The following is a 25,368-nucleotide window of genomic DNA, read 5'->3' as shown; positions in this document are numbered from 1 at the left end:
CACTTCACTCCCGTGCGGCGAGCACCCGCTTGCGCACGGCGAAGATGTTGTTGCGCAGCGCATAAAGCTCGTCGGCATACGACAGCGGCACGGCCACCTTGTTGACCTTGCGGTCGATGTCGTCGAGCTCCTTGAGGAGCGCATCGTGCTCGCCGGTGCCGTTTTCCAGCTTCGCCTCCACCTCGCGCAGCCGCGCGTACCAGCGGAACACGCGCGAGCGCACGCGGAAGGTGTAGAGCGGCGGCACCACCTTCGACAGCGGCAGCATCAGCACGATCAGGCCGCCGATCACCAGCCACATGCGCTCGACCAGATTGCTTGCCCAGAACGGCAGGTAGCGTTGCCAGAACGGCGGCGTGCCGTTGATGGCGCGGTCGCCCTCGGGGCTGACCGGCAGTTCGCTGGTGCGCGTGTTGGGGAAATCGCGTGCGCGATTGAACCAGCCCGCCTCGCCGTGCAGCTTCTGCGCGGTCTGCGCGAACAGCTGGCGCAAGGCCGGGTGGGTCTGCTCGCGCGACAGCAGCGAGGTCGTGGCGGCCAGCAGCGCCACGTCGTGCGGCGGAATGTCCTTGTCCAGCGTGACCACGCCGCGCGGCAAGGCCACGGGAGACAGGAAGGCGAAGCGCCGCGCGTAGGCGTCGCCCTGGTCGAAGGGCATCAACTTGATGTTCGGCGCACGCAGCAGTTCACGCACCAGCGGCGACTGCGGCGCCGACGCGAGCACGACCACATCGATCAGCCCGGCCTGCAGCGCCGCGTCGGCCGGCGCCGGGTCGAGGTTGGAAAGCTCCATGTCCTTCGCGTCCATGTGGTTGGCGGCGAACAGCTTGTCCATGATCTGCGGCACGCCGCTGCCGGGCTTGTCGACATTGACGCGCAGGCCCTTCAGCTGCGCCAGCGACGTGAGCAAGCCCGTCTTGCGGTCGATCTTGCGGCCCGCCTCCTCGCGGTAGAACACCCACACCGGCTCGTAGAACAGGCTGCCCAGCGAGGTGATGCCCGCCTCTTCATCCGCCACCGCATCGGCCGCGCCGCCGCGCACGAAGGCCACGTCGGCGCCGCCGCTGCGCAGCAGCGCCAGGTTGTCGAGCGCGCCCTCGGTGGTCTTCAACTCGACCTTGATGCCGCTGGCGGCGAGCGCCTGCTGGTAGCGCTTGCCGAATTCTGCATAGGCGCTGCCCTGGGGCCCGGTCGCCAGCACGACGGTCTTGGGTGGCTGCGGATCCAGGTACCAGTACGCCGCGATGAGCAGCCCGATCACGATGAAGATCACAGGCCCGACCGAGACGATCAGGTCCCGGATGGTCAGCAGAAAGAGACGAAGCGCGCGTGGCATGTGCATCGAAAGTGTTCAGGTATGGGCGGTGGCGGGCAAAGCATTTGACGCGCCTTGGATCTCGTCATAAGAATGGCGAAAGCGTTGCACTTGGTAACACGCGAGTGCGTTCGTCGTGCGTTGAAGGCAGGCTGCGTCTTGGGCACGAACGGCCTTTCAGGGGGAATGAAGTGACTATACAAACGCCGGGCGCCGGCTGGGCCATGAGCCTGGAAAAGGTCGATCATGCCAATTCGCTGAAGCAGTGGCTGGATGGGCCGCTCCAGGAGTTGGTGCCGCATCGGGCTGTGCTGGCTGGCCACGGCCTGGCCCATTCTGCAGGCTACACAGGAATTCAGTTGGTCAAATCGGGCCTTTCCGAGGCCCACCTGACAACGATTGTTCGCCTGGGCGCGAGCGTGAGCAGCCCGCTGTTGAGCCGGCTCATGTCCTCCGGCGTTGGACACATCTTCTTCGATACGGATCGTGCAGGCGACGTTGAGGGCGTGGACCTTCGATGGCTGGCCAGCTTCACGAGTGCGGGCATGCACAACCTGCTGGGCATCGCGGGTCGATATACGCACGGAAGGGACGACTTCATGGCCTCGCTTGCGCTGTACAACGTGCCGCCCGAATTCGAGGCCCGCGGCGAAGCTCTGCGGGACGCGCTGCTGCCTGCGCTTCACAGGGCCTTTTGCCGGATAGAGGCATCCCCGACGAGGGCGCCCGGCACGCCGGGCAAGCGGCTCAGGCTGACCCCGGTGGAAACCGACATCGTCCGGCTGCTGATCCAGGGCAAGACCAACAAGGAGATCGGCCAGTTGCTCGGCAAGAGCGCCGAAACCATCAAGAGCAGGATCAGCCCGCTCATGCACCGGTGCGGCGTGAAGAACCGGACCGAACTGGTCTCGATGATCCTCGCGACCCAGCCCGATCTCGCGCCGCCGAATGGTTGACCGCACGGCATGCACGCGCGGCATGCAAGTGCGGCATGCAGGAACGCATACACCCAAGCGGGGGAATTGATACGAGACCGTCCAATATCTACATTTCATGGGCCGGTTCGCTGCTCGTCGACATCGGCCAGGCCGCATGAAAACGCCTCCCAGTCATCGTGCCGATGGGCGGCGGCCTGAACCTACCGAGCGGGAGGTGTGCCTATGACACAAGAAAGCCTGCGTCTTCCGGTTGCCGCGCAGGTCGCGGTGCAGTTGGTATCGATCGGATTGCTTGCCGTGCTGGCGGGGCAGGACATCTTTCCCGAATTTCGGCTGGTCAGCGACCTGGTGCGTTGCGCGGCGGGATGTGGATTGGTCCTCGTCGCACTGGACCTGGTGGCTGTCGTGCGGGGCGACTTCGACAAGCTTTCGGTCGATCACGCGCCGGTGATCGAGTCGCGCGCCGAGCCGGGCGTGCCGCCTGCCTTCGCAGCGCCGCCGCTACCGCAGGTCCCGCGCAGCCAGCGCATGGCGGCCCCCCACCGTCAGCGATTCCGCAGCACGCACGGCGCGTAGCGTCGCCCGCGCCACTGCTTCCGCCGCCATCGCGCTCAGCACGGTCATGCCCGGCGTGGCGCCGGTGACGGGCGCGCGGCAGGTCGCGAGGGCGAACAACGTGTCGCCGTCACTCATCGTGTGGACCGGGTTGATGCTGCGCGCCAGTCCATCGTGCGCCACCATCGCGAGGCGGTTGGCCTGCACTTTGGTCAACACCGCATCGGTCGCCACCACGCCGAGCGTCGTGTTGGTGCCGGCCAGCAATGGCTGGGGCAACTCGCCGCGCAGCAGCGCACGGCGGGTGTCGAGCAGTGTGCGGCCGTCCGCCGTCAGCGCGCCGGCCACCACCTGGCCGGTGTCGGGGTCGATCACATCGCCCAGCGCATTGCATGCGACCAGCGCGCCGACCGTGACGCCGGCCACCGTCACGGAAGCCGTGCCGATGCCGCCCTTCATGGCCCGGTCGATGCCGAACAGCTTGCCCACCAGCGCACCGCTGCCGGCGCCGACATTGCCTTCGGCCGGCGCCTCGCGCGAAGCCGCCTGGCAGGCCGCGTAGCCCGCCGCCGCGTCGGGCCGGATGCGCGGGTCGCCCATCGGCAGGTCGAACAGCACGGCAGCCGGCACGATGGGCAGCGTGCCGTAGCGCACGTCCATGCCCACGCCACGCTCCTCCAGCCAGCGCACTGCGCCCTCCGCGGCGGCGAGGCCCCAGGCGCTGCCGCCGGCGAGCATCACGCCGTGCACGCGCTCGACCAGGTTGCCAGGCGCCAGCAGATCGGTTTCGCGCGTGCCGGGCGCGGCACCGCGCACATCGACGCCGCCGACCGCGCCTTCGCGCGTGAGGATCACGGTGCAACCGGTGGGGCGACGGGTGTCGGAGAAGTGGCCGACCTCGATGCCGGCGACGTCGGTGATGGCGCCTGCGGGCGGCAATGGGGTATGGGACATCGGCGGCGATGATAAGGCGCGGCACGAGCGGCCTGCGCCCCCGTTGCATGAGGCCAGCCCGGATTGCCACGCGGCCCTCCTCGGGCGACGATGTACTCGCCGACCTTTCATATTCACGAAACCACGGAGACACGCCCATGCTGGGATTGATGCAGGACCGCCCATTGCTTATTTCTTCGCTCGTCGAGCATGCGGCCACTTTTCATCCGGACACCGAGATCGTCTCGCGCCTGCCCGAAGGCACGGTGCACCGCACGAACTGGCGCGGCATCCGGGACCGCGCCAAGCAGGTCGCCAAGGCGCTGGGCGCGCTGGGCGTGCGGCCGGGCGACCGCGTCGGCACGCTGGCCTGGAATTCCCACCGGCACCTGGAGCTCTACTACGGCGTGTCGGGCATGGGCGCGGTGCTGCATACCGTCAACCCGCGGCTCTTTCCGGAGCAGATCGACTACATCATCAACCACGCCGAAGACTCGGTACTGATGTTCGACGCGATGTTCGCGCCGCTGGTCGAGAAGCTGGCACCGAAGCTCCAGTCCGTGAAGGCCTTCGTGGCGATGACCGACCGCGCGCACATGCCGGCGGCCAACCTGCCCAACCTGCTGTGCTTCGAAGACATCGTCAACGCCCAGGATGCCGCCGGCTACGCCTGGCCCGAGTTCGACGAGCGTTCCGCTTCATCGCTCTGCTACACCTCCGGCACCACCGGCAACCCCAAGGGCGTGCTGTATTCGCATCGCTCGACCGTGTTGCACAGCCTGATGGAGCTGGCGCCCGACACCTTCGGCATCAGCTCGACCGAGACCCTGCTGCTGGTCGTGCCGATGTTCCATGCCAATGGCTGGGGCACGCCGTATGCCGCGGCCATGGTGGGCGCCAAGATGGTGTTTCCCGGGCCGCACCTCGACGGTCACAGCGTCTACACGCTGATGCGCGACGAGAAGGTGACCTTCTCGCAAGGCGTGCCCACGGTGTGGATGCTTCTGTTCCAGTACCTCGATGCGCATCCCGAGCTGGATGCGCGCGCGCTTGGCATCAAGCGCATCGGCATCGGTGGCGCGGCGTTGTCACGCGCGATGCTGGAACGGTTCGAGCGCGATTTCGGCGCCGAGGTGGTCCAGGGATGGGGCATGACCGAGACCAGCCCCATCGGTGCCATCAACACGCTGCTGGACAAGCACAAGAGGATGCCCGGGGAAGACCAGCTCAGGATCAAGCTCAAGCAGGGCCGCGGGGTCTGGGGAGTGGACCTGAAGATCATTGACGACGAAGGCCGTGTTCAACCCTGGGACGGCAAGGCGTTCGGCCACCTGTACGTGCGCGGACCATGGATCGCCAGCGGCTATTACCGCGGCGAGGGAGGCTCGCCGCTCGACGGGGAAGGCTATTTCCGCACTGGGGACATCGCGACGATCGACTCCGACGGTTTCCTGCAACTGGTGGACCGCGCCAAGGACGTGATCAAGTCCGGCGGCGAATGGATCTCGTCGATCGACGTCGAGAACGCGGCGATGGGTTGCCCCGGCGTCGCCGAGGCCTGCATCATCGGCGTATCGCATCCGACCTGGCAGGAGCGGCCTTTGCTGCTCATCGTCGGGCGGCCAGGGCAAGAGGTGACGCGCGAGGACGTGCTCGAATTCCTCGGCAAGCGCATCGCGAAATGGTGGTTGCCCGACGAGGTGCTGTTCGTGCCCGAGTTGCCGCACACCGCCACCGGCAAGCTGCTGAAGATGAAGCTGCGCGAGCAGTACCGCGACTACGTGTTGCCGACGGCAGTCGCCGCGACGTAGAGGGCGCCAGTCTCCCCCAGCCGCGCCCGCTCAGTCGGGCTCGACGACTGCCTCGACCTGTGCCGACAGCACGGCCTTCCTCAGCACCTCGTGGTCGCGCTCGTTCTGGTCTGCGTAGGCAGTTGCGAACTTGGCAATCGCCTTGTCGAAGGCGTCGCCCTTGCCGAGATACCCGCTGATCTGCGCGGGCGCGCCGGAGCGTGCATGGGCACGCGCAAGCGTCCATCCACACAACCTGGCGTAGTCGTTCATCACGCCGGGCGAGAAGACGTCGACCAGCGCGCTGACCTTCATGTCCCGCAGTTGCCGCACGAAGAAATGGCGGCCGAGCTTTCCCTCGGTCCAGCCGAGGAAGATGTCGCTGGCCGACTGGATCAGGCGGTAGCCGTTCACCACGCGCTGGCCGTGGTTGGGGTGCAGGCTCTTGCCGGCGTAGGCCTCCAGCACCGACGCGCGCGCCTCCTTCACCTGCAGGAAGAGTGGGTCGCTCTTGCCGGCCATCAGCAGCATCACGGCGCAGAAGGTGCCGACGCTGCCGACGCCCACCACCTTGATCGCGACGTCCTTGATTTCGTAGCGGTCGATCAGGGCGCGCCTGTCTTCCTGCACCGATTCGCGGTAGGTGCCGAAGGCCTCGCGGGTGCGGTCGAGCAGGGATTGCTCGTGCTCGTCGCGCGGGTGGTAGATGAGCGGCGGGTTGTCCTTGATGGTCGGCGCCGCTCCCGCCAATGCTGCGAGCTTGGGAAAGTCGTGCTCGAGCACGCTGCGCTGGCGTGCCGCGTCCACCCGCTTCTGCATGCGCTTGCGGGTCGAGTCGTCGCCGATGGTTTTCAGCGCCTCCTCGATCTCGACGCATGAATACCAGACGTCCAGTACCGACATCCGGCTGTACTCGTCCATGCGTTCGCGATAGCTGCGCACGCAGGCAAGCGCCGCATCGCGCGCGGCGCTTTCGCTGAACCGGTTGTTCCGGCCTGCCACCACGAGGCTGGCCGCCAACCGCTTGACGTCCCACTCCCAGGGCGCGGGGAGTGTCTCGTCCATGTCGTTGATGTCGAAGATCATCCTGCGCTCCGGCGTGGCAAAGGCACCGAAGTTCATCAGGTGGCAGTCGCCGCACGCCTGCACGCGCATGCCGGTGACGGGCGTGTTCGCCAGATCGTCCGCCATGTTGAGCGCGGCGCCGCGATAGAAGGTGAAGGGCGTGTGCACCATGCGGCCCATCCGCAGCGGCACCAGTTCCGGATCGCGGCCCTTGTTGGCCTGGGCCAATATGGCCAATGGGTCGGGGCGGCGGGAAGAAGGTTCCCACACTGCGTGCGATTCGCGCGGGCACTTCTCGCGCATGCTCTTGCCGAGCGCTTGCTGTTCGGCGCGCGACAGGCGTGGTTGAGCCGGCGAGGCGAGCTTCTTCTTCTGTTCCTTTGCCACATGCACTCCAGTCAGCCGCGATCGGGGCCGTCGGCATTGAGCGTAGCGCAAGTCGATTTGTTTGGCACCATATGGCCCATGCCAATTGCCGCCACTGCCATTCTTTGCCTCGTGCTTTCCGTCTCCGATGGCGACACCCTCAAGGCGCTCTGCGATGAAGCAGCGCTGCCGCAAAACCTCGTGACGGTACGAGTCGCCAGCGTCGACGCGCCGGAGAGCAACCAACCCTTCGGGCATCGCGCCAGGCAGGCCTTGACCGGTCTCGTGCTCGACAAGATGGCGCGTCTTGAATGCCGGGGCAATCCGGATCGCTACGGCAGGAGCGTGTGCAAGGTGATGGTGGCGCCGGCTTCATGCACACGCGAGCCATGTGCGAAGACGCTGGATGCGGGGCTCTCCATGCTCACGCTGGGGATGGCGTGGTGGGAGCCGCATTTCGCCGGGGAACAGACGCCGCAGGAGCGCGGCCAGTATGAGTTTGCCGAATCCGAGGCCAAGGCCAGGCACGCGGGCCTGTGGAAGGACGAGGAGCCCGTGCCGCCGTGGAACTGGCGGCAGGAGCACCCGCGTCCGCGCTGATCGCGCGGCGCGCGAATTCAGTGGAGCGTGTTCGGCCCGTCCTGCGCCGCGTGCGATTCGGCGCGGCGCTCGAGGGCGGCAATGCCGGCCATCATGGCGGCGGTGTAGGTGGGCATCGGGCCGGCGGCGTAGTCGACGGGAACCGGGTTCTGGTCTGGCGCTTCATGCTTGAGCAGGACCCAGCAATAGTGTCCCGGTATGGGCTCGTCGACGATCAGTTCAATGCTGTGCGATTTCATGGCGTGTGTCCTTCGATGGGCGGCAGCGCTGGCGGTCCTCAGGCTTAGAACGAACGGCCTCGGCGGAATTGAAACGCCCGCATCCAGACTAACTTTTGTATGCATGGCAATCCAGTGGCTGGCGTTGCGAAGAAGGCCTCGGATGTGATTGGTTGCACAGTGGAAGCAATTGTTATCGCGCCGCCCACAGCAGCCCGCGCTCGAACAGCGTGCGCATCTGCGGCACCTCGAACTCCTTCGACACGTGCCCCAGCGCGCTGTAGAACACGCGACCCTGCCCGTGCCTTCGCTTCCACACCACCGGCATCACCACGTCCTCGATCCAGGGCGCATGCTCGCCGCTGAACGTGGTCGTCGCCAGCACCTCGTTCGAGGGGTCGACGTGCATGTAGTACTGCTCGGAGCGGTAGTCGAAGTCGTCCAGACCGGCCATGACCGGGTCGTCGCGCCGCGCGATGTTGACGCGGAAGTCGATGACGTTGCCGGGGTGCGCGACCCACTGGCCGCCGGTCATGAACTGGTATTCGACCGCGTCGCGGAAGGCATCGCACATGCCGCCGTGAAAGCCCGCCAAGCCGACGCCGTTGCGCACGGCGTGGGCCAGGTTGGCGGCTTCGTCCTTCTCGATCTTCGACATGGTGAAGATCGGCACGATCACGCTCAGGTCGGCGATGGACGGGTCGGCGAAGGCCCGGGTGGTGGTCTCGACGCGCACCTTGAAGTCGTGCGACGCCAGCATGCCGGCGACGATGCCGGCGCATTGTTCGGGCTCGTGGCCGGCCCAGCCGCCCCAGACGATGAGTGCTTCACGCATTTTTGGCATTTCTCCGTGGGTTGATCAGTCGAGTTCGCCCGGTGGCAGGTGGGTCGGCAGCATTGCCGGACGTTCGGGCCGCGTCTCGATCGTGATGTGGCGGCCGCTGTCCGACGATGTCTGGAAGGCCTCCATCACCTCGAGTACATGCAGTGCCAGCGCGCCCGATGCGCGATGCGGCCGGTTGTTGCGGATGGCATGCGCCAGGTCGGCCACGCCCATGATGCGGTGGTTGCCGGTGGCGTAGGGATGTTCGGTCGGTTGCGGAATCCAGTCCTGGCCGGCGCGTGCGATTTCGATGGCGCCGAAGAAGCGATTGGGATCCGGGGCGCTCAGGCTGGCTTCGGTGCCGTACAGATCGATGTGCGAATGGCGATGCCGGGGCACGTCGAAGCTCGTGGCAATCGACACCAGGGCGCCGCTGGCGAACTCCATCGTGCCGGTGACGTGCGTGGCCACCTCGACCGGGATCCTGGTGCCCTTGAGGGGTTCGCTGGTGATGATGCGTTCCGACCTTGCACGCGCGACCGCGCCCGAAACCCGCGCCACCGGCCCGATCAGGTTCACCAGCGCGGCGATGTAGTACGGCCCCATATCGAGCATCGGCCCGCCGCCGGCCGCGTAGTAGAAGGCCGGGTTGGGATGCCAGCGTTCATGGCCCGGGCACATGAAGAAGGCGCTGCCTGCCAGCGGCTGGCCGATGGCGCCTTCGTCGATGAGCTTGCGGCAGGTCTGGTGCGAGCCGCCGAGAAAGGTGTCGGGCGCGCAGCCGACGCGCAGGCCGCGCTTGTCGGCCTCTTCGAGCAGCGTGCGTGCCTGGGCTGTGGTGAGGCCCAGCGGCTTCTCGGAGTGGACGTGCTTGCCGGCGCGCAGGACCTGCAGCCCGACCTCGACATGCGCGGCCGGGATCGTGAGGTTGACGATGATCTCGATGGACGGGTCGCGCAGCAACTCGTCCACGGAACAGGCCTTCAGCCCGAACTGCGTTGCACGCGCTTGCGCCGCCTGCGGGATGAGGTCGGCCAGTCCGCGGATGTCGAGGATGGGAAAGCTCGATGCCGCCTTGAGGTAGACCTCGCTGATGTTGCCGCAGCCGATGATGCCGATGCCGACTTTGCTCATTCAGGTGTCTTTCGTTGAGGGGTCATTCACTGCGCCATGAGACTGTTCGGCTTCCGCGACGTACGAAACTCTAGCGAGGCAGCGGCGCGGGCCGAGGGCTGCGGGTATTCCCCTCCGACCAACCACTGCGCGTCGAGATCACGTCGATGGTGTGCTCCACGCAGCGAAATAAAGGAGGAGCCCGCAGGGCGGGGGACATTCGCGGAGTGGAGTACGCCGTCGGCGTGATCCCGCCCACTGGCCGGCACCCCGGTAAGGCGTGGGCGCCACAGGCGTCGTTTCATCCCTTGACCGAACCACAAGTCAGCCCCGCCACGATGTGCTTCTGCGCCGCGAAGAACATCACCACCGCGGGCAGGATGGTCAGCGTGATGAAGGCCAGCACCAGGTGCCAGTCGGTCGAGTACTCGCCCTGGTAGGCCATGATCCCGAGCGGCCAGGTGTAGAGGCTGTCGCGGTTGAACACCACCAGCGGCAGCAGGTAGCCGTTCCAGCTGTGCACGAACACGATCACCGCGACGGTCGCCAGGATCGGCCGCGACAGCGGCAGCACGATGTACCAGAAGAACCGGAAGTAGCCGCAGCCGTCGATCTGCGATGCCTCGAACAGGTCGGGCGGCAGTTGCTTGAAGTAGTTGCGAAACAGCAGGATGCTCGTCGCCAGGCCGAAGGCCACCTGCGGCAGCACCACGCCCCAGTAGGTGTCGAGCAGGCCCAGGTCGCGGATCTTGATGAACAGCGGCAGGATCGCCGTCGCCGCCGGGAACATCAGGCCCAGCAGCAGGTAGTTGAAGAGAAAGTCCGAGCCGTAGAAGCGCACGTGCACGAAGGTGAAGGCGGCCATCGCGGAGACGGTGACGGTCAGCACCACCGTCAGCACCGCGATCACCAGCGAGTTGAGCATCAGGCGCCAGTAGCGCCCGCCGCCCAGGATGTCCCAGTAGTTGCTCCACTCCCAGTGCGCGGGCAGGCCGAACGGGTTCACCCGCAGGTCGCCCAGTGTCTTGAAGCCGCCCAGCGCGGTCGCGAACAGCGGCACCAGCACGATCGCCGCCACGATGAACAGCACCGCATAGCGCAGCAGGGGCGACATCGAGCCGGTGATGGAGGAGGGGTCCCCGAACGACTTGCTGCTAGTCATTGCGCATCAACGTCTTCTTATAGCCGAAGGCGAACACCACGCAGATGCAGAACAGCACCACCCCCAACGCGCTGCCAAAGCCGATCTGCATGCGTGTCACGCCGTAGGTGTAGAGGAAGGTGACCATGGTCTGCGTGCTGTCGGAGGGCCCGCCCTTGGTGAGCGGCATGATCACGTCGAAGAGCTGGATCGAGCCCAGGATCGCGAAGAACACCGACAGCCGGATCGTCGGCGCGAGCAGCGGCAAGGTGATGCGCCAGAAGATCTGCCAGTCGGTGGCGCCGTCCATGCGCGCGGCTTCGTTGAGGTTGCGGTCGATCTGCTGCAGGCCGGCGATGTAGAGGATCATGTGGAAGCCGAAGTACTTCCAGATCACCACCACGAGGATCGCGTACATCGCGAGTTCGGGCTCCGCCAGCACGTAGGGCGGCGTGGCCCCGAACAGGCCCCAGATCTTGGCGAGGAAGCCGTAGTCCCCGTCGTAGACGAAGCGCCAGATCAGTCCGGCCGCGACCTCGGCCAGGATGTAGGGCAGGAAGAAGATGAGGCGGAACGTGGTGGTGCCGCGCACCTTGTCCGACAGCAGCACCGCCATCGCCAGCGCGAGCGGCAACTGCACGACGAGCGACGCGACGATGATCAGCAGGTTGTTGCCCAGCGCCGTGCGAAACGCCGGCGTCTGGAACAGCAGCTGGAAGTTGCGCCAGCCGACCCACTGGGTTGGAGGGCCGTAGCCGCTCCAGTTGAAGAAGCTGTACCACGCCGCCTCGCCCATCGGCAGTGCCACGAACAGCGTGAACAGCAGCAGCGCCGGTGGCAGGAAGAACAGCACGACGGTGGCCGAGGCGCGCGTGCCGTGGGCCATGCGCAGCCTGCCCCACGGCGTCGATCGCGGCTCGGTGTTCAAGCGGGGGCTCATACGACCTTGCAATCAAGCGCAGGACAAGGCGGAGCGCCGCAGACAGTGCTGTAGCACGGCAAGGCGATCCAACGCAGTGATGCGTTTGATTGCGAGGTCGTATCAGTTGGCCAGCTTCCACGCCTGCTGTACTGCGTTTGCAGCATCCGCAGGCGTGGTGCGGCCGGCCGCGAGGTCGGCCGAGACGTCATTCACGACGGCGCCCACCGACGGGCCGAGCATCTGGTCGTAGTAGATCTGGTGGTACTTCGACTTCGACACGTTCTCCGCCAGCTGGCGCAGCACCGGGCGCTTGATCGATTCCTGCGTGCCGTTTACCACCGGGATGTAGAGGCCCTTCTCGGCCGCGATCTTCTGGTTGCTGGCGTCCATGAAGAAGCGCAGGAATTCGACGGTCGCGGGTGGCGAGCCCTTGGTGACAAGCCAGCCATTCATGCCGCCAAGGGTATCGCTCGGGTCACCCTTGCCGCCGGCCACGGTCGGGAACGGCATCCAGCCGAGCTTGTCGTCGGGGATGCCGGCCTTGTCGGCCGAGTTGGCCTTCATCGAGCCGAGCATGCCGTTGAGCATCAGCACCATCGCGCCCTTGCCGTCGCCGAACTGGCCAGATGACTGCGGGAAGGTGGCGCCAAGGTAGCCGGGCTGGAAGGGCTTGAGGTCGGCCAGCTGCTTGAACATCTCGCCGGCCTTGACGAAGGTCTCGGATGCGAAGCCCTTGCCCTCGTTGCGCAGCGCGGCGTCGAAGGCCGGCTTGCCGCCGATGCGGATGGCCAGGTGCGACCAGTAGAAATGCAGCGGCCACTTGTCGCCGCCGCCCGCGATGATCGGCGTGATGCCCGCGGCCTGGAACTTCTTCACCGCGCCGAGCAGGTCGTCCCAGGTCTTGATGGAGGCGGCGTCGACGCCGGCCTTGGCGAACAGGTCCTTGTTGTAGAAGAAGCCGACCTGCGAGGTCTGGAAGGGCACGCCCCAGACCTTGCCGTCGATTGCGTAGGGCGGCACCGAGGCGGCCATCAACGTGTCTTTCCAGCCGCTGTTCATCGGCGTCGTCAGGTCTTCGACGACACCGGCCCTGACCTGCTCGCGCAGCACGCCGCCACCCCAGCTGTAGAGGATGTTCGGCTTGTCCGGCGATTGCAGCAGCGTGGTGAGCTTCTTCTTGTACGACTCGTTCTCGAGGTACTGGATCTCCACCTTCACGCCGGGGTGCGTGGCCTCGAAGCGGCGCGCGACGTCGTTGTAGAAGGTCGTGACGTCGGGGTTCTGGTCGACGTGCATGAGGCGGACGTTGACGTCGGCGGCGATGGCGCTGAACGCGGCCAGTGCGGTCGCGGCGAAGACGGCCGGGGACAGGAACGTTGCAAGTTTCACTGGGGCTCCCTATAGGGGTGGTGTGATACGACCTTGCAATAAAGCGCAGAACAAGGCGGTCCAACGCAGTCATGCGTTTGATTGCAAGGTCGTATGAATTGATGATGTGTCTGATGCCGCATGGCGTCAGTAGGGAGTTCCACCAGTGAGACGGATGCGCCGCGCGCGGCTTGCGTGGACGGAACGCGTCAGCCTGGCGAACGCGCGGCGCCGCGTTCGCGCAGCACGTCGGCCAGCACATCCGGGAAGTCCGTGATGATGCCGTCCACGCCCATGTCCAGCAGCCGCAGCATGTCGGCGCGCTGGTTCACCGTCCAGGGGAGCACGGTCATCCGCAGGGCGTGGGCCTGCCGTACTTGCGCGGAAGTCAGGTCGTTGAAAGCGGGTGACCAGATCACCGGCGCCTTGCCGCCCGCGGACGCGGCCTGCACCAGCAAGGGCGTGGAGCCGAAGCTGGCGGCATCGAGGCCGAGCGTCCAGCGGCTGTCGCGCAGGGTTCGCGCGGTGCTCAGGTAGGCGCGCGGCAGGTCCGGCGCGAGCTGGCCGACCAGGGCGAGCGTGCGCCAGTCGAAGCTCTGGATGGTCACGCGCGAGGCCATGCCGGCCTTGTCGATCTCGGCGAGCAAGGCGCGCAGCATCGGCTCGGGCGCGGCGGTGTCTTCCGGCCGTGTGGGGTCGACCTTGGTCTCGATGTTGAAGCGGATTCGCTCGTCGCCGCGTTCGCGGGCCATGGAGAAGAGGGCGGCCAGTGTCGGGATGCGTTCGCCATCGCTGGGCTGCTGGGTGGCAAAGGGCTTGCCGTAGCTGCTGTCCGGATTCAGCCTTCCGACGTCGTAGCCCTGCACTTGCGCCAGCGTCATCGTGCGGATGGCCGGGCCGACGGCCGGCAACCATGCGCCCTGCGCGTCGCGGGTGTGGTCGGGGTTGAGCGCGGTGTCGTGCGAGATGACGACCACGTTGTCGGCCGTGAGGCCGATGTCGAGTTCGAGCGTGGTCACGCCGAGTCGCATGGCATTACGGAATGCGGCCAGCGTGTTCTCGGGCGCGAGGCCGCGGCCTCCGCGATGAGCCTGCAGGTCGAAGCCGGCCGGGGGCGAGGCCGGTGGCACGATGCACGCAGCCAGCAATGCACATGCCAGCACCGGCATCCACCGAACGCCCGCCGTCATTTCAGGCTTCACTTGAGCTCCACCTTGATGCCATCGTCCAGCACCGTGATCGCGCCGATCTCGTAGGTCTTGCGGCCCACGGTCAGCTCCTCGCGCTTGAAGGTGTGCAACGGGTAGTCGCGCAGCAACTCCTGCGCGACCAGGCCGCCGACTTGCTGCAGCCGCGCGGCGTCGCGCCCGCCGAGGCCTTGCAGCTCGATGCGATCGGCGCGCGGCTGGTCGAGCCGCAATGCCAGCGCGGCAGGGTCGTACTTCAACGCGCTGCTGACCGACACGATGCCGCCGACCGCGGACGGCTGCATCAACGGGCTGCCGATGACCACGATGGCCGAGATGGCGGCGCGATTGTTGCGGGCATCGAGCGCGAGCCGCGGATCGCGCAGCAGCACTTCGAAGATCTCCGCATAGCGCTGCTGGACGGGAAAGCGCTTGACGATCTGTGCCTCCAGCTCCGCCCGGCTCGCGGTGTATTCGCTGGTGAAGAAATTGAAGCCCGCGAAAGCGGCGAGCGGCGTGGGCGCCAGTGCGGCGCCGAACAGGCCGCGGAGGACGCCGCGCATGAGGCTGCGCCTCGAAAAAGGCAGGACGGGTGATCGATGAGCCATGGCAGGTCGAGCTTGCCACAGCGCAAACGTTCCGCGCCATGGGTGGATTCGCCCGCTACGATGGGCCCCGGATAACGCCACAGAGGTGACAAACGTGACCCCTTCCTCCTCCGACATCGCGGCCCGGCGCCGCGCCTTTCGGCAACTGCACGCCAGCGGCTGCTTCGTCATTCCAAACCCGTGGGACGTGGGCAGCGCACGCTATCTCAAGGCGCTGGGCTTCAAGGCGCTGGCCACGACGAGTTCCGGCTGTGCCTGGTCGCTCGGCCGTGCCGATGGCGACATGTCGCGCGAGATGGTGCTGGACCACCTGCGCGAGATGGTGGCCGCCACCGACCTGCCGGTGAACGCGGACTTCGAGAGCGGCTTCGCGCCCGACCCGCAGGGTATCGCGGAAAGCGTGCGCCTGGCCATCGAGACCGGCGTGGCCGGCCTGTCGATCGAGGACTCGACCGGCGACCCGGCCGAACCGCTGCTGGACATCGAGGTGGCGGTGGCCCGCATCCGGGCGGCCCGCCATGCGATCGACAAGGCCGGCGGCGACACCTTGCTGATTGGCCGCGCCGAGAACTTCTTCGCCGGCCGGCCGGACCTGGACGATGCCGTGGTCCGGCTCAAGGCTTACTCGGAAGCCGGCGCCGACTGCCTCTACGCGCCCGGCATCCGCACGCGCGAGCAGATCGAGATCGTGGTCGCGGCCGTGTCGCCCAAGCCGGTCAACCTGCTGGTCGGCTCGGCCAGCGACCTGACGATGCATGACATCGCGGCGCTGGGCGTGCGGCGCGTGAGTGTCGGCGGCGCGTTGGCGCGCGCGGCCTGGGGCGGCTTCATGCGCGCCGCCCGCGGGCTGGCGGAACGCGGCAGGTTCGATGGGTTCGCGGACGCGGCATCGGGCGTGGAGCTCAACGGCCTGTTCCGCGAGAAGGTGTGAATATTTCTACTGCGGCCACCGATCTCGGGTCTGCGGTGCTCGCCGTACTGGAGTACGGCTCCGCTCCGCGAACCGGCCTCCCGGCAGGCGCCCTGCGCTACGAAATCTTCACACCTTCTGAGCAAGCGTCAATCCAATCCGTCACGACGACTTCTTCGTTGATGCCTTGAGCGCATTGAGCGCCGCGTCCGAGAAGATCTGGTGCCCGCGCGGCGTCGGGTGGAACGCATCGGACCACAGGTAGGTCGTCGCGGCATCGGGCGCGCGCAGCGTGGCGGCGGTGCACAAGGCGGCGCTGGCGACCGTGCAGGCGGGCGTGTCGACGTTCACGAAGCCGTACTTCGACGGGTTGGCTACGGCATCCGCGAAGTCGGCCGCCGCGTCCATGTAGACCACGTTGCCCATGCCCGCGATGCCGGCCTTGAGGATGGCGTTGAACTGGTTGGTCCAGGCGGTGATCTGCGACGCAGGCACCTTGGTGTAGCAGCCCGTGGCCTGGTAGGCATCGCTCAGGTAGTGCGCGCCGAAGGGGTTGCCGCTCCAGTCGGAGGCCGCCGCCACCAGCACCACCGGCGCGCCGTTGTCATGGATGCGCTTGATGTTGGCGACCTGTGAATAGGCGGCGGTCATGATCTCGCTGGTCGCGCCGGCGATGGTCGCGTTGCCGCTGCCGGTGCCCGGACCGTTGTCGTCGGTGCCCCAGCACACCGAGCTGAACTGCGCATAGGTGTCGTTGCCGCCGCCGTCGAGGACGACCAGCTCGCTGGCCGGAAACTTGGCATGGCTGGCCAGGTAGCTGGTGATCTGGCGCGAGATCGGCGCCACGATCTGGTTGTTGCCGATGCCGCTTTCGCTCGGCAGCGCGTCGACGCGCGCGCCGCCTTCCGCATAGCCGTTGCCGCCGATCACGGTGGCCGTGCCCACGCCGGCGCCCTTGACGCCGCTGGCGGTTTCGTCCAGCGTGAGCGAGCGGTTCGGCGTCACGCCCAGGCCGAAGAAGTCGGCGATGTTCTCGACCCAGACCTTGCCGGGGTTGACCGTGAACTTGCCGGGGTTGGCCGGGTCGCCGGTGGCGGCCTTGTAGGTGCCCACGTCGCTCAGGCTGTCGCCGAAGACGGTGACCGACGCGATTGCCACGCGCGTGTCGGGTGGCGGCGTGTCGGCTTTCTGGGGAGTGGTCACGATGGGCAGGCTGTAGCCTCCACCACCACCACCGCCGCCGCAGGCCACGAGGCCGCTGCCCAACACCACGCACATGGCGGTCAAGCGAAAGGCTTTGACGCTGCTCTTCTTCATCTGTCTGTCTCCGGGTTTCAATCGATCGAGGGAAGGAGATGGCGCGCACGCCATGCCCCGCTCCGATTCTTGAAGTGCGTCAAGTAACGGCCGGGTCGCCGGAATGACAGATCGAATGAGGCCGGGGGAAATCCCCGATGAAGTGCGCCGGTAGTTGATGTTTGCAAGCAACATACCGCGCGGTAGCACGACGGCGGACGACCCCCGCGAACAGGGTTCGGGCAACGGGGCGACGTGTGCGCCACCCCTGCAAATACATCAGGTCTTGAGCGTCGCCTTCATCGTGATCTCCGGCACGCTCGCCAGCGCCTTCGACAGCGGGCACCCGGCCTTGGCCCCGGCCGCGATCTTCTGGAAGGTGGCCTCGTCGATGCCGGGAATCGCGGCCTCGAGTTCCAGCGCGATGCGATCGATCTTGAAGCCGTCGCCGTCCTTCACCAGCCGCACGGCGGCCTTGGTGTCGATGCTGGTGGCCGCGAGTCCGGCGCCTTCCAGCGCGAACGCAAAGGCCATCGTGAAGCAGCCCGCGTGCGCCGCGCCGAGGATCTCCTCGGGGTTGGTGCCCTTGCGGTCGTCCTCGAAGCGGCTGGCGAAGCCGTAGGGGTAGGCCTTGAGTGCGCCGGTCTCCGTGCTGATCTGGCCCTTGCCGGTCTTGCCGGCGCCTTCCCAGTGAACGCTTGCATGCTTTTCGGGCATCTCGACTCCTCGATGGGTTGAACGACCAGCGGTTGTAAGCCGTTGCGGGGAGCTTGTCTGTAGTCATGCGGCGCATCCCGTCCGGGTCGCCGAAGTGACGCCTTGGGGGCTTCCCGTATTCGAATATGCTGCGCTGCCGCGTAGGCTCGGATGACTCTGGAGACCCAATGAACCGCCCGCATTACAAGTTCTGGCCTGCCCGCCTGCCCAAATCCATCACCGTCCCCGCCACCTCGCTCTGGCACAACCTGGCCACCAGCGCCGCGCGCTACCCCGACAAGCCCGCGCTGGTGTTCTTCGGCCGCGTCATCACCTACAGCGACTTCCTGGCGCAAACCGAACGCTTGGCCGGCACGCTGCATGCTCTCGGTGTGAAGCGCGGCGACCGCGTGGTGCTCGACATGCAGAACTGCCCGCAACTGGTGATCGCGCACTTCGCGATCCTGCGGGCCAATGCGGTGGTGGTGCCGGTCAACCCGATGAACCGGGCCGAGGAACTGAAGCACTACATCGTCGACCCCGATGCCAAGGTCGCGATCACCACCGGCGACCTCGCAGCCGAACTGGCCAAGGCCAGCGACGCGCTGCCCGCGGATCAGCGGCTGGCCCACCTGATCGTGACCCAGTTCACCGATACCTTCGATACCGACGTGTCGGGCGACGAGGCGCCGGCAGCGGCCTGGCGCGACTGGCTGCTCACGCGCCACCCGCTGCCCGCGCTGGCCGGCGGTCAGGCGATGCACTGGACCGACGCCTTGAATGCAGGCCACACGCCCCCTGAACACGTGGTGGGCGCCAACGACATGGCGCTGCTGCCCTACACCAGCGGCACCACCGGCCTGCCCAAGGGCTGCATCCACAACCATTCGAGCCTCAACCACAACGCCTTCGCCAGCCAGCTCTGGGGCCTGGGTTCGTCGGAAGGCGTGATGCTGGCCGTGGTGCCGATGTTCCACATCACCGGCACCGTGAGCCTGATGCACACGACCATCGTGTTCGGCGGCACCATGGTCATCATGCCGCGCTGGGACCGCGACGTGGCCGGCCGCCTGATCTCGCGCTGGAAGGTCACGAGCTGGACCAATATCCCCACCATGGTCATCGACCTGCTGGCCAGCCCCAACTTCGCCAACTACGACCTGAGCAGCCTCGTCTACATCGGCGGTGGCGGCGCGGCCATGCCGCAGGCCATTGCGCAGCGCCTGCTGGATTCCTACGGCCTCAAGTACCAGGAAGGCTACGGCCTTACCGAGACCGCCGCGCCCTCGCATGCCAACCCGTTCGAGAACCCGAAGCAGCAATGCCTGGGCATCCCGTACATGAGCACCGACTCGCGCGTGGTCGACCCGGAGACCTTGCAGGAGCTACCGGTCGGCGAATCGGGCGAGATCATCACGCACGGCCCCGAGGTGTTCCAGGGCTACTGGAAGCGCCCGGACGCGACCGCCGCGGCTTTCGTCGAATTCGAAGGCAAGCGCTTCTTCCGCACCGGCGACATGGGCCGCATGGACGAGGACGGCTACTTCTTCATGACCGACCGGCTCAAGCGCATGATCAATGCGAGCGGCTTCAAGGTCTGGCCGGCCGAGGTGGAACTGCTGATGTTCAAGCACCCCGCGATCCAGGAAGCCTGCGTCATCGCCACGAAGGACGACTACCGCGGCGAATCGGTCAAGGCCGTGATCGTGCTGCGCGCCACGCACCAGGACACCACCGAGCAGGAGATCATCGACTGGTGCCGCGAGAACATGGCGGTCTACAAGATCCCGCGCAAGGTGCAGTTCGTCGATGCGCTGCCGAAGAGCGGGAGCGGCAAGGTGATGTGGCGGCTGCTGCAGGAGGCGGAGGCGACGGCGAAGGGGTGAGCGGCAGGCAGGTGGCCGTGCTCACCCCAGGTGCGCGACCGCCAACCCCAGCGCGGTCCACAGGCCGATGAAGATCTGGAAGCCGATCAACAGCAGCGGATCCTCAGGCAGCATGTGATTCCTCCTGCCGGCGCGCCTCGATCAGCGAGGTATAGAAGTCGATCGTTGCGGTAATGGCGGCGAGGTCGTTGCGGCGCAGCTTGCGGCCCACGGTGACGGCCTCGGCAACCTTTCGCGTCAGCGGGTGGATCTGCTTGCTCAGCGGGCGGGCGGAAGTGCAGTGCGAGCGGATCTCGGCCTGCAGGATCTCAATCCATGCCCCGATGAGGGCCAGTGCGGTGTCGAACAGGGCGGTGGTGCCCTGGTCCTTTTGACCCTTTTGATCGATAACGTCGTTCATTTGAATTTCCCTGAAAAAGACGACCCGCCCGAGGCGGGCTGAAGTGCTCAGGTCGATGTCTTGGCTCGACTGACCCAGCGAACCTGGATTGGGCGCCATCCGTGCGTCTTCCGATGCAGGAACCCGGCATGGCGCATCGCGGAAATGTCCGTGCTTGCGAAGGAAAAATCTCCGGGAGGGCGATGCGGTGCGCCTGGGCGCGAATCGCCCCCGGCGCCTCAGGCGTGGTCTTTCGGCCGGTGCTCCGGCAGCGTCTCGGGCACCACCCGCGCACTGCGCTGGTAGGTGCCATAGGCGCTGGCCCAGTCCATCAGCACGATCAGCCGGTTGCGAAAACCGATCAGGAAGTACACGTGCGCGAACAGCCAGAACAGCCAGGCCATGCGGCCGCTGAAACGCAGCGGGCCGAAGGGGGTGCTCAGGTCGACCACCGCGGCGTTGCGGCCGATGGTGGCCAGGTTGCCGTAGTCGGCGTAGCGGAACTGCTCGGTCGGCTGGCCCTTGAGCCGCCGCAGGATGTTGGCGGCAGCGGTGCGGCCCATCTGCTTGGCCCCGGGCGACACGCCGGGCACCGGCTTGGGCTCCTTGCCCTTGGGGTAGCTCATGGCGGCGGCCAGGTCGCCCACCACGCTGATCTCGGGGTGGCCGGCGAGGGCCAGGTCGGGCTCGACCTTGAGGCGGCCCGCACGGTCGACGCTCATGCCCAGAGACTCACCCAGGATGCGTCCCAGCGGCGACCCGGTCACGCCCGCGGCCCACACCACGCAGTGGCTGTCGATCCTTTGCACGCTGGGTGCCGCGCCGTCCGCGCCGCCACCCGTCTGGAAGCTCAGGCCCTCGGCGTCGATGGCGGTGACCTTGGCGTTCAATTGCACCTCCACGCCCAGATCCTCCAGATGCGCCTGCGCCTTCTGGCTCAGGCTTGCCGGCATGGCTTGCAGCACGCGCGAGCCGCCCTCGATCAGCAGCACCCGCGATTCGGCCGGATCGATGTGGCGGAACTCGCCTTTCAGGGTGTGTCGCGCGATCTCGACCATCGTGCCGGCCATCTCGACGCCGGTCGGGCCCGCCCCGATCACGCAGAAGGTGAGCATGGCGCGGCGCTTTGCCGGATCGGACTCCCGCTCCGCCGCCTCGAAGGCAAAGAGCACCTTGCCGCGCACGGTGAATGCGTCCGCCAGCGTCTTCAGGCCCGGTGCATGGGCCGCCCAGTCGTCGTGGCCGAAGTAGCTGTGCGTGGTGCCCGCAGCCACCACCAGATGGTCATAGCCGATGCGCTGGCCATCGGCCAGGATCACCTCGCGCGTGGCCGGCGCAAAGCCGCTGACTTCGGCCATCAGCGTCGTGATGTTCCGTTGGTTGCGGAACAGGCTGCGCGACGGCGCCGAGATCGAGGGTGCCGCCAGGCCGGCCGTGGCCACCTGGTAGAGCAGTGGCTGGAACAGGTGGTGGTTGGTGCGCTCGATGACGGTGATGTCGACATCCGCCCGCTGCAGCGCCCGTGTCGCTTCCAGCCCGCCGAAGCCGCAGCCGATGATGACGATGTGAGGACGCGCAGTGGGGGAGGGCAGGGTGCTCATCGGCGGATTATCCATGTCGCCACTGGGGATTCACCATCGGTTACAGGGCCGATTTGCCCGACGTAGCCCAAAGGTTTGACCACCGCCCGGCGCCTGCGCGAATTCGTCCTACGCGCATCGATCAACCCAATCGGCTACAAACACGCTTTGCCCGCGATCGGAGACCGCATGAATCCGGACAAGCCGCTTGCGCAGGCGGCACACACCCTGCGCCAGCAGTACCGCGCCGTGCGTGCCCACAGCCTCGCCCTGGCTGCGCCGTTGTCGCCCGAGGACCAGTGCATCCAGTCGATGCCGGACGCGAGTCCGACCAAATGGCACCTGGCCCACACCACCTGGTTCTTCGAGACCGTGCTGCTGCAGCCGCATGCCGTCGGCTATCGTCCTTTCGACACCCGCTTTCATTACCTTTTCAACTCCTACTACGAGGCCCTCGGCCCTCGCCATCCAAGGCCGCAGCGAGGCTTGCTGACTCGGCCTTCCGTCGAGGAAGTGCGCGGCTATCGCGCGCATGTGGACGAGGCCGTGGATGCGCTGCTGAGACAGCCGGGCGGCCAGGCCTGGCCGGATGTCGAGGCGATCGTCACGCTGGGACTGCAGCATGAACAGCAGCATCAGGAGCTGCTGGTGACCGACATCCTCCATGCGTTGTCGTGCAACCCGATGTTGCCGGCTTACCGGCCTGCATCCGGCCCCGCGCTGAGGCTGGCGGCCGTGCCGGCGCCGGTGCGCTGGCTGCGGCATGCAGGCGGCCTGGTCGAAGTGGGCCACGGAGGCGAGGGCTTCTCCTTCGACAACGAGACGCCTCGCCACCAGGTGCTGCTGCGGCCTTTCGAGATGGCCGACCGGCTGGTGACCTGCGGCGACTATGCCCAGTTCATTGCCGACGGCGGCTACCAGCGGCCCGAGCTGTGGCTCTCCGATGGCTGGGCTGCGGTGCAGGCGCAGGCCTGGCGCTGCCCGGCGTACTGGCTGCCGCCGGATGACCCGCGCATGGCGCTGCACGGTGGCGGCAATGCGGCGGGCTGGCATGTCTTCGGCGTGCACGGCCTGCGCCCCCTGGAGCCCGAGGCCCCGGTGGCGCAACTGAGCTTCTACGAAGCCGCCGCATATGCCGAATGGGCCGGCGCGCGGCTGCCGACCGAGTTCGAATGGGAAGCCGCGAGCACCCTGCCCGGCATGCGGCAGCTCACCGGGCATGTCTGGCAGTGGACACGTTCCTCCTACGACCCCTACCCCGGCTTCCGTCCGCTGCCCGGCATCGCGGCCGAATACAACGGCAAGTTCATGGTCGGGCAACTGGTGTTGCGCGGCGGCAGTTCGGCCACGCCGGACGGGCATGCGCGCGCGACCTATCGCAACTTCTTCCCGCCGGCCGCGCGCTGGCAGTTCACCGGGCTGCGGCTCGCGCGGGGGCATTGAGACATGCGAAATCCATCCTTCGACCTCGACTCGCTGCCGGCCCTGCAGGAGCAGCCGCTTTCCGACTTTGCGCAGGACATGCTCAGGGGATTGGCCGGCAGGCCGCGCAGCATTCCGCCGAAGTACTTCTACGACGGGACCGGTTCGGCGCTGTTCGACCGCATCTGCGCGCTGCCGGAGTACTACCCGACGCGCACCGAGCTGCGCATCCTCACGGACCGGGCCGCGGAGATCGCCAACCACATCGGGCCGGCGGCGGAGATCGTCGAGTTCGGCGCGGGGTCGCTGACCAAGGTGCGCCTGCTGCTCGACGCGCTGGAAACGCCCAGGCGCTACCTGCCCATCGACATCTCGGGCGAGCATCTCGAAGGCGCGGTGGCGCGCCTGCGCGCCGACTACCCGGGCCTGGAAGTCGTCCCCGTCGTGGCCGACTACACGCGCCGCTTCGCGCTGCCCGCGCCGGCGATGGACGGTGGCCGCCGCGTCGGCTTCTTCCCCGGCTCGACGCTCGGCAACTTCAGCCCCGAGGAAGCGCTCGCCTTCCTGCAGAGCGCCGCGCGCATGCTGCGCGGCGGCGGCCTGCTGCTGGGCGTGGACCTGATCAAGGACCCAGCGCTGCTGCACGAGGCCTACAACGATGCGCAGGGTGTGACCGCGGCCTTCAACGTCAACCTGCTGCACCGCGCCAACGCCGAGCTGGGGGCCGACTTCCACCCCGGCAACTTCACCCACGCGGCCTTCTACAACGCGCCGCTGCAGCGCGTCGAGATGCACCTGGTGAGCAGGCGCGCGCACGCGGTGAACCTGCTCGGCGAGCGCTTCACCTTTGCCGAAGGCGAGACCATCCACACCGAGAACTCGCACAAGTTCAGCATCGACGGGCTGCGCACGCTGGCGGTGAAGGCGGGCTTCGGCATCGGGCCGGTGTGGACCGATGCGGAGCGCCTGTTCAGCGTGCACTGGCTGCCCGTCGCGACGGCGCAATAGGCGCTGCCCGCGCAGCGCGGGATGCGCCCGGATAAGATGGGCGCCCCCACGCTCATCACTGCGTGCAATCGCTGCCCCCGAGGGGGCGCATGCCTCGCCAGAGGCAGTCCGTCGCAAGGCATCTACATGAAAGCAACCTGGAACGGCGCCACCATCGCCGAGAGTGACGACACCGTCGTGGTCGAGGGCAACCACTACTTCCCGATCACGTCGCTGAATCGCGATTTCGTCACCTTCAGCAACCACCGGACCACCTGTCCCTGGAAGGGCTCGGCCAACTACTACTCGCTGCTCGTCAACGGCGAACTCAACGCCGACGCCGCCTGGTACTACGCCGACCCGAAGCCCGAGGCCGAAGAAGTTCGTGACCGCGTGGCGTTCTGGAAGGGCGTGAAGGTCTCGGCGTAGATGCGCGCCCACGACAGTGCAGGGCGCGGGGTTGCACGCCCATGACGGAGTTCGCACCGCGCTTCTGCTCGCCCGCCCAGCTCGACACCGCGCTGCGCGAAGACGGCTATGCCGTGCTGGACCCGGATGCCGTGGCCGAATGGATCGGGCATTCGCTCGACGAACTCGACGCGATGCATCCGGACTGGGACACCCTGCCGCCTGACGACTACCTGAAGGACGGCGGCCGTTACCGGCAGCGCCGCCACGCCTGCTTCACAGTGGCCAGCGATGTGCTTCACCTGGTGCCGCACCGCGCCCATTGGCAGCCGGTGGAATACAACGCGCTGCATGGCGGCATGCAGCGCTGGTTCGCGCCGATGGAGGCGCACACGCTGGTGCAGCCGGCGTGGCAGCAACTGATGCTGAGCCTGGCGCATGCCGCCAGCACCTTGCGCGGTGCGCGGACCTGGTTCGTGGAGGCGCACCAGTTCCGCATCGACACCGCGGGCGGCATCGGGCGGCCCACGCCCGAGGGCGCGCACCGCGACGGCGTCGACCTGGTGGCGGTGGCGCTGGTCGGCAGGCACAACGTCAAGGGTGGCGAGACGCGTGTTTTCGAGGCCAACGGCCGGCGCGGCGAGCGTTTCACGATGACCCAGCCTTGGAGCCTGTTGCTGCTCGACGATGCCCGCGTCATCCACGAGTCCACCCCGATCCAGCCCTGGAACGAGAACCATGGCGGCTGGCGCGACACCCTTGTCGTCACCTGCAGGGCCGGCGCCTTCCAGGGCGACGACAGCTGACATCCTGCATGGCCCGCGACTTGCGTGGGCCGCCAAAGTGCGCGCCCGAGGGTTGG

At 67.1% G+C, this 25,368-nt stretch carries 25 protein-coding genes; 10 read left to right on the top strand and 15 right to left on the bottom strand.

Annotated features, from left to right (window positions below; translation table 11 throughout):
* Positions 1–4 precede the first annotated feature (4 nt).
* On the bottom strand, positions 5–1,342 hold the full coding sequence (locus tag HB681_RS29050; protein WP_213958353.1) for a TAXI family TRAP transporter solute-binding subunit: 1,338 nt from the start codon (positions 1,340–1,342) through the stop codon (positions 5–7).
* A 197-nt stretch (positions 1,343–1,539) separates the two neighbouring features.
* Between HB681_RS29050 and HB681_RS29045 the strand changes: the two genes are divergently transcribed.
* Both HB681_RS29045 and HB681_RS29040 read left to right on the top strand, forming a co-directional pair.
* Positions 1,540–2,271: a helix-turn-helix transcriptional regulator gene (locus HB681_RS29045; protein WP_213958352.1), complete on the top strand. Its 732-nt coding sequence runs from the start codon at positions 1,540–1,542 to the stop codon at positions 2,269–2,271.
* A gap of 204 nt (positions 2,272–2,475) precedes the next feature.
* Positions 2,476–2,829: a hypothetical protein gene (locus HB681_RS29040; protein ID WP_213958351.1), complete on the top strand. Its 354-nt coding sequence runs from the start codon at positions 2,476–2,478 to the stop codon at positions 2,827–2,829.
* Here the strand turns inward: HB681_RS29040 and HB681_RS29035 are convergent.
* Entirely contained in the window at positions 2,755–3,762 is a 1,008-nt protein-coding gene (locus HB681_RS29035; RefSeq protein WP_213958350.1) for a P1 family peptidase, read from the bottom strand. The genes HB681_RS29040 and HB681_RS29035 overlap by 75 nt on opposite strands.
* Before the next feature lie 137 nt (positions 3,763–3,899).
* Here HB681_RS29035 and HB681_RS29030 point away from each other — a divergent pair, with 137 nt between their 5' ends.
* Positions 3,900–5,552: a 3-(methylthio)propionyl-CoA ligase gene (locus tag HB681_RS29030; RefSeq protein ID WP_213958349.1), complete on the top strand. Its 1,653-nt coding sequence runs from the start codon at positions 3,900–3,902 to the stop codon at positions 5,550–5,552.
* Positions 5,553–5,582: 30 nt separating this feature from the next.
* Here the strand turns inward: HB681_RS29030 and HB681_RS29025 are convergent, their stop codons facing one another.
* On the bottom strand, positions 5,583–6,983 hold the full coding sequence (locus tag HB681_RS29025; protein WP_345944776.1) for a DUF2252 domain-containing protein: 1,401 nt from the start codon (positions 6,981–6,983) through the stop codon (positions 5,583–5,585).
* Between the two features lie 111 nt (positions 6,984–7,094).
* Here HB681_RS29025 and HB681_RS29020 point away from each other — a divergent pair, with 111 nt between their 5' ends.
* Positions 7,095–7,562, top strand: coding sequence for a thermonuclease family protein (locus HB681_RS29020; protein ID WP_345944775.1), 468 nt, complete (start codon positions 7,095–7,097; stop codon positions 7,560–7,562).
* 17 nt (positions 7,563–7,579) lie between these two features.
* On the opposite strand, the gene HB681_RS29015 is transcribed toward HB681_RS29020, so the two are convergent.
* The 8 genes from HB681_RS29015 to HB681_RS28980 form a co-directional block, all read right to left on the bottom strand.
* A complete protein-coding gene (locus tag HB681_RS29015) occupies positions 7,580–7,801 on the bottom strand; it encodes a hypothetical protein (RefSeq protein WP_213958347.1) in 222 nt (73 codons plus the stop codon).
* 172 nt (positions 7,802–7,973) lie between these two features.
* A complete protein-coding gene (locus HB681_RS29010; RefSeq protein WP_213958346.1) occupies positions 7,974–8,615 on the bottom strand; it encodes a ThuA domain-containing protein in 642 nt (213 codons plus the stop codon).
* 24 nt (positions 8,616–8,639) lie between these two features.
* A complete protein-coding gene (locus tag HB681_RS29005) occupies positions 8,640–9,737 on the bottom strand; it encodes a Gfo/Idh/MocA family oxidoreductase (protein ID WP_213958345.1) in 1,098 nt (365 codons plus the stop codon).
* A gap of 280 nt (positions 9,738–10,017) precedes the next feature.
* Positions 10,018–10,878, bottom strand: coding sequence for a carbohydrate ABC transporter permease (locus tag HB681_RS29000; protein WP_213958344.1), 861 nt, complete (start codon positions 10,876–10,878; stop codon positions 10,018–10,020).
* Positions 10,871–11,785, bottom strand: a complete 915-nt coding sequence (locus HB681_RS28995) for a sugar ABC transporter permease (protein ID WP_213958343.1) — start codon at positions 11,783–11,785, stop codon at positions 10,871–10,873. Before HB681_RS28995 ends, HB681_RS29000 begins: the two co-directional genes overlap by 8 nt.
* Before the next feature lie 114 nt (positions 11,786–11,899).
* Entirely contained in the window at positions 11,900–13,168 is a 1,269-nt protein-coding gene (locus HB681_RS28990; RefSeq protein WP_213958342.1) for an extracellular solute-binding protein, read from the bottom strand.
* A 188-nt stretch (positions 13,169–13,356) separates the two neighbouring features.
* Entirely contained in the window at positions 13,357–14,349 is a 993-nt protein-coding gene (locus tag HB681_RS28985; protein WP_345944774.1) for a glycerophosphodiester phosphodiesterase, read from the bottom strand.
* Positions 14,346–14,897: a DUF1439 domain-containing protein gene (locus HB681_RS28980; protein ID WP_256354522.1), complete on the bottom strand. Its 552-nt coding sequence runs from the start codon at positions 14,895–14,897 to the stop codon at positions 14,346–14,348. Before HB681_RS28980 ends, HB681_RS28985 begins: the two co-directional genes overlap by 4 nt.
* Positions 14,898–15,027: 130 nt before the next feature.
* On the opposite strand from HB681_RS28980, the gene HB681_RS28975 reads away from it, so the two are divergent.
* Entirely contained in the window at positions 15,028–15,873 is an 846-nt protein-coding gene (locus HB681_RS28975) for an isocitrate lyase/phosphoenolpyruvate mutase family protein (RefSeq protein ID WP_345944773.1), read from the top strand.
* Between the two features lie 141 nt (positions 15,874–16,014).
* Here the strand turns inward: HB681_RS28975 and HB681_RS28970 are convergent, their stop codons facing one another.
* Positions 16,015–17,169 carry an SGNH/GDSL hydrolase family protein gene (locus HB681_RS28970; RefSeq protein ID WP_213958339.1) on the bottom strand — a complete coding sequence of 385 codons (1,155 nt, stop codon included), beginning with the start codon at positions 17,167–17,169 and terminating at the stop codon, positions 16,015–16,017.
* 258 nt (positions 17,170–17,427) lie between these two features.
* Positions 17,428–17,865, bottom strand: a complete 438-nt coding sequence (locus HB681_RS28965; RefSeq protein WP_213958338.1) for an OsmC family protein — start codon at positions 17,863–17,865, stop codon at positions 17,428–17,430.
* A gap of 167 nt (positions 17,866–18,032) precedes the next feature.
* On the opposite strand from HB681_RS28965, the gene HB681_RS28960 reads away from it, so the two are divergent.
* Positions 18,033–19,730, top strand: a complete 1,698-nt coding sequence (locus tag HB681_RS28960; RefSeq protein WP_213958337.1) for a long-chain fatty acid--CoA ligase — start codon at positions 18,033–18,035, stop codon at positions 19,728–19,730.
* Between the two features lie 103 nt (positions 19,731–19,833).
* Here the strand turns inward: HB681_RS28960 and HB681_RS28955 are convergent, their stop codons facing one another.
* Positions 19,834–20,229, bottom strand: coding sequence for a hypothetical protein (locus tag HB681_RS28955; RefSeq protein WP_213958336.1), 396 nt, complete (start codon positions 20,227–20,229; stop codon positions 19,834–19,836).
* A 119-nt stretch (positions 20,230–20,348) separates the two neighbouring features.
* A complete protein-coding gene (locus HB681_RS28950; protein ID WP_213958335.1) occupies positions 20,349–21,710 on the bottom strand; it encodes an NAD(P)/FAD-dependent oxidoreductase in 1,362 nt (453 codons plus the stop codon).
* A 168-nt stretch (positions 21,711–21,878) separates the two neighbouring features.
* Here HB681_RS28950 and egtB point away from each other — a divergent pair, with 168 nt between their 5' ends.
* The 4 genes from egtB to HB681_RS28930 all read left to right on the top strand — a co-directional run bounded on the left by egtB (position 21,879) and on the right by HB681_RS28930 (position 25,312).
* Complete coding sequence (gene egtB / locus HB681_RS28945; protein ID WP_213958334.1) at positions 21,879–23,132, top strand: ergothioneine biosynthesis protein EgtB; 1,254 nt, start codon at positions 21,879–21,881, stop codon at positions 23,130–23,132.
* Positions 23,133–23,135: 3 nt separating this feature from the next.
* Complete coding sequence (gene egtD, locus HB681_RS28940) at positions 23,136–24,119, top strand: L-histidine N(alpha)-methyltransferase (protein WP_213958333.1); 984 nt, start codon at positions 23,136–23,138, stop codon at positions 24,117–24,119.
* 126 nt (positions 24,120–24,245) lie between these two features.
* On the top strand, positions 24,246–24,527 hold the full coding sequence (locus HB681_RS28935) for a DUF427 domain-containing protein (protein ID WP_213958332.1): 282 nt from the start codon (positions 24,246–24,248) through the stop codon (positions 24,525–24,527).
* Positions 24,528–24,568: 41 nt separating this feature from the next.
* Positions 24,569–25,312, top strand: coding sequence for a 2OG-Fe dioxygenase family protein (locus tag HB681_RS28930; RefSeq protein ID WP_213958331.1), 744 nt, complete (start codon positions 24,569–24,571; stop codon positions 25,310–25,312).
* Positions 25,313–25,368: the final 56 nt, after the last annotated feature.

Source organism: Variovorax sp. dw_954, from assembly GCF_018449755.1.
In the GTDB taxonomy this organism is placed as follows: domain Bacteria; phylum Pseudomonadota; class Gammaproteobacteria; order Burkholderiales; family Burkholderiaceae_C; genus Variovorax.
The sequence above is the reverse complement of the archived record's forward strand: the minus strand, read 5'-3'. Positions and strand labels throughout refer to the sequence as shown.

What these genes read in the sequence shown, in the direction of transcription:
- HB681_RS28960 (WP_213958337.1), top strand. Translation starts at nt 18,033, where the DNA reads ATGAACCGCCCGCATTACAAGTTCTGGCCTGCCCGCCTGCCCAAATCC.
- egtB (WP_213958334.1), top strand. Translation starts at nt 21,879, where the DNA reads ATGAATCCGGACAAGCCGCTTGCGCAGGCGGCACACACCCTGCGCCAG.
- HB681_RS28950 (WP_213958335.1), bottom strand. Translation starts at nt 21,710, where the DNA reads ATGAGCACCCTGCCCTCCCCCACTGCGCGTCCTCACATCGTCATCATC.
- HB681_RS28965 (WP_213958338.1), bottom strand. Translation starts at nt 17,865, where the DNA reads ATGCCCGAAAAGCATGCAAGCGTTCACTGGGAAGGCGCCGGCAAGACC.
- HB681_RS29035 (WP_213958350.1), bottom strand. Translation starts at nt 3,762, where the DNA reads ATGTCCCATACCCCATTGCCGCCCGCAGGCGCCATCACCGACGTCGCC.
- egtD (WP_213958333.1), top strand. Translation starts at nt 23,136, where the DNA reads ATGCGAAATCCATCCTTCGACCTCGACTCGCTGCCGGCCCTGCAGGAG.
- HB681_RS29030 (WP_213958349.1), top strand. Translation starts at nt 3,900, where the DNA reads ATGCTGGGATTGATGCAGGACCGCCCATTGCTTATTTCTTCGCTCGTC.
- HB681_RS28955 (WP_213958336.1), bottom strand. Translation starts at nt 20,229, where the DNA reads ATGGCGCCCAATCCAGGTTCGCTGGGTCAGTCGAGCCAAGACATCGAC.
- HB681_RS29050 (WP_213958353.1), bottom strand. Translation starts at nt 1,342, where the DNA reads ATGCACATGCCACGCGCGCTTCGTCTCTTTCTGCTGACCATCCGGGAC.
- HB681_RS29000 (WP_213958344.1), bottom strand. Translation starts at nt 10,878, where the DNA reads ATGACTAGCAGCAAGTCGTTCGGGGACCCCTCCTCCATCACCGGCTCG.
- HB681_RS29015 (WP_213958347.1), bottom strand. Translation starts at nt 7,801, where the DNA reads ATGAAATCGCACAGCATTGAACTGATCGTCGACGAGCCCATACCGGGA.
- HB681_RS29040 (WP_213958351.1), top strand. Translation starts at nt 2,476, where the DNA reads ATGACACAAGAAAGCCTGCGTCTTCCGGTTGCCGCGCAGGTCGCGGTG.
- HB681_RS29010 (WP_213958346.1), bottom strand. Translation starts at nt 8,615, where the DNA reads ATGCGTGAAGCACTCATCGTCTGGGGCGGCTGGGCCGGCCACGAGCCC.
- HB681_RS28935 (WP_213958332.1), top strand. Translation starts at nt 24,246, where the DNA reads ATGAAAGCAACCTGGAACGGCGCCACCATCGCCGAGAGTGACGACACC.
- HB681_RS29005 (WP_213958345.1), bottom strand. Translation starts at nt 9,737, where the DNA reads ATGAGCAAAGTCGGCATCGGCATCATCGGCTGCGGCAACATCAGCGAG.
- HB681_RS28970 (WP_213958339.1), bottom strand. Translation starts at nt 17,169, where the DNA reads ATGAAGAAGAGCAGCGTCAAAGCCTTTCGCTTGACCGCCATGTGCGTG.
- HB681_RS28980 (WP_256354522.1), bottom strand. Translation starts at nt 14,897, where the DNA reads ATGCGCGGCGTCCTCCGCGGCCTGTTCGGCGCCGCACTGGCGCCCACG.
- HB681_RS28930 (WP_213958331.1), top strand. Translation starts at nt 24,569, where the DNA reads ATGACGGAGTTCGCACCGCGCTTCTGCTCGCCCGCCCAGCTCGACACC.
- HB681_RS29045 (WP_213958352.1), top strand. Translation starts at nt 1,540, where the DNA reads ATGAGCCTGGAAAAGGTCGATCATGCCAATTCGCTGAAGCAGTGGCTG.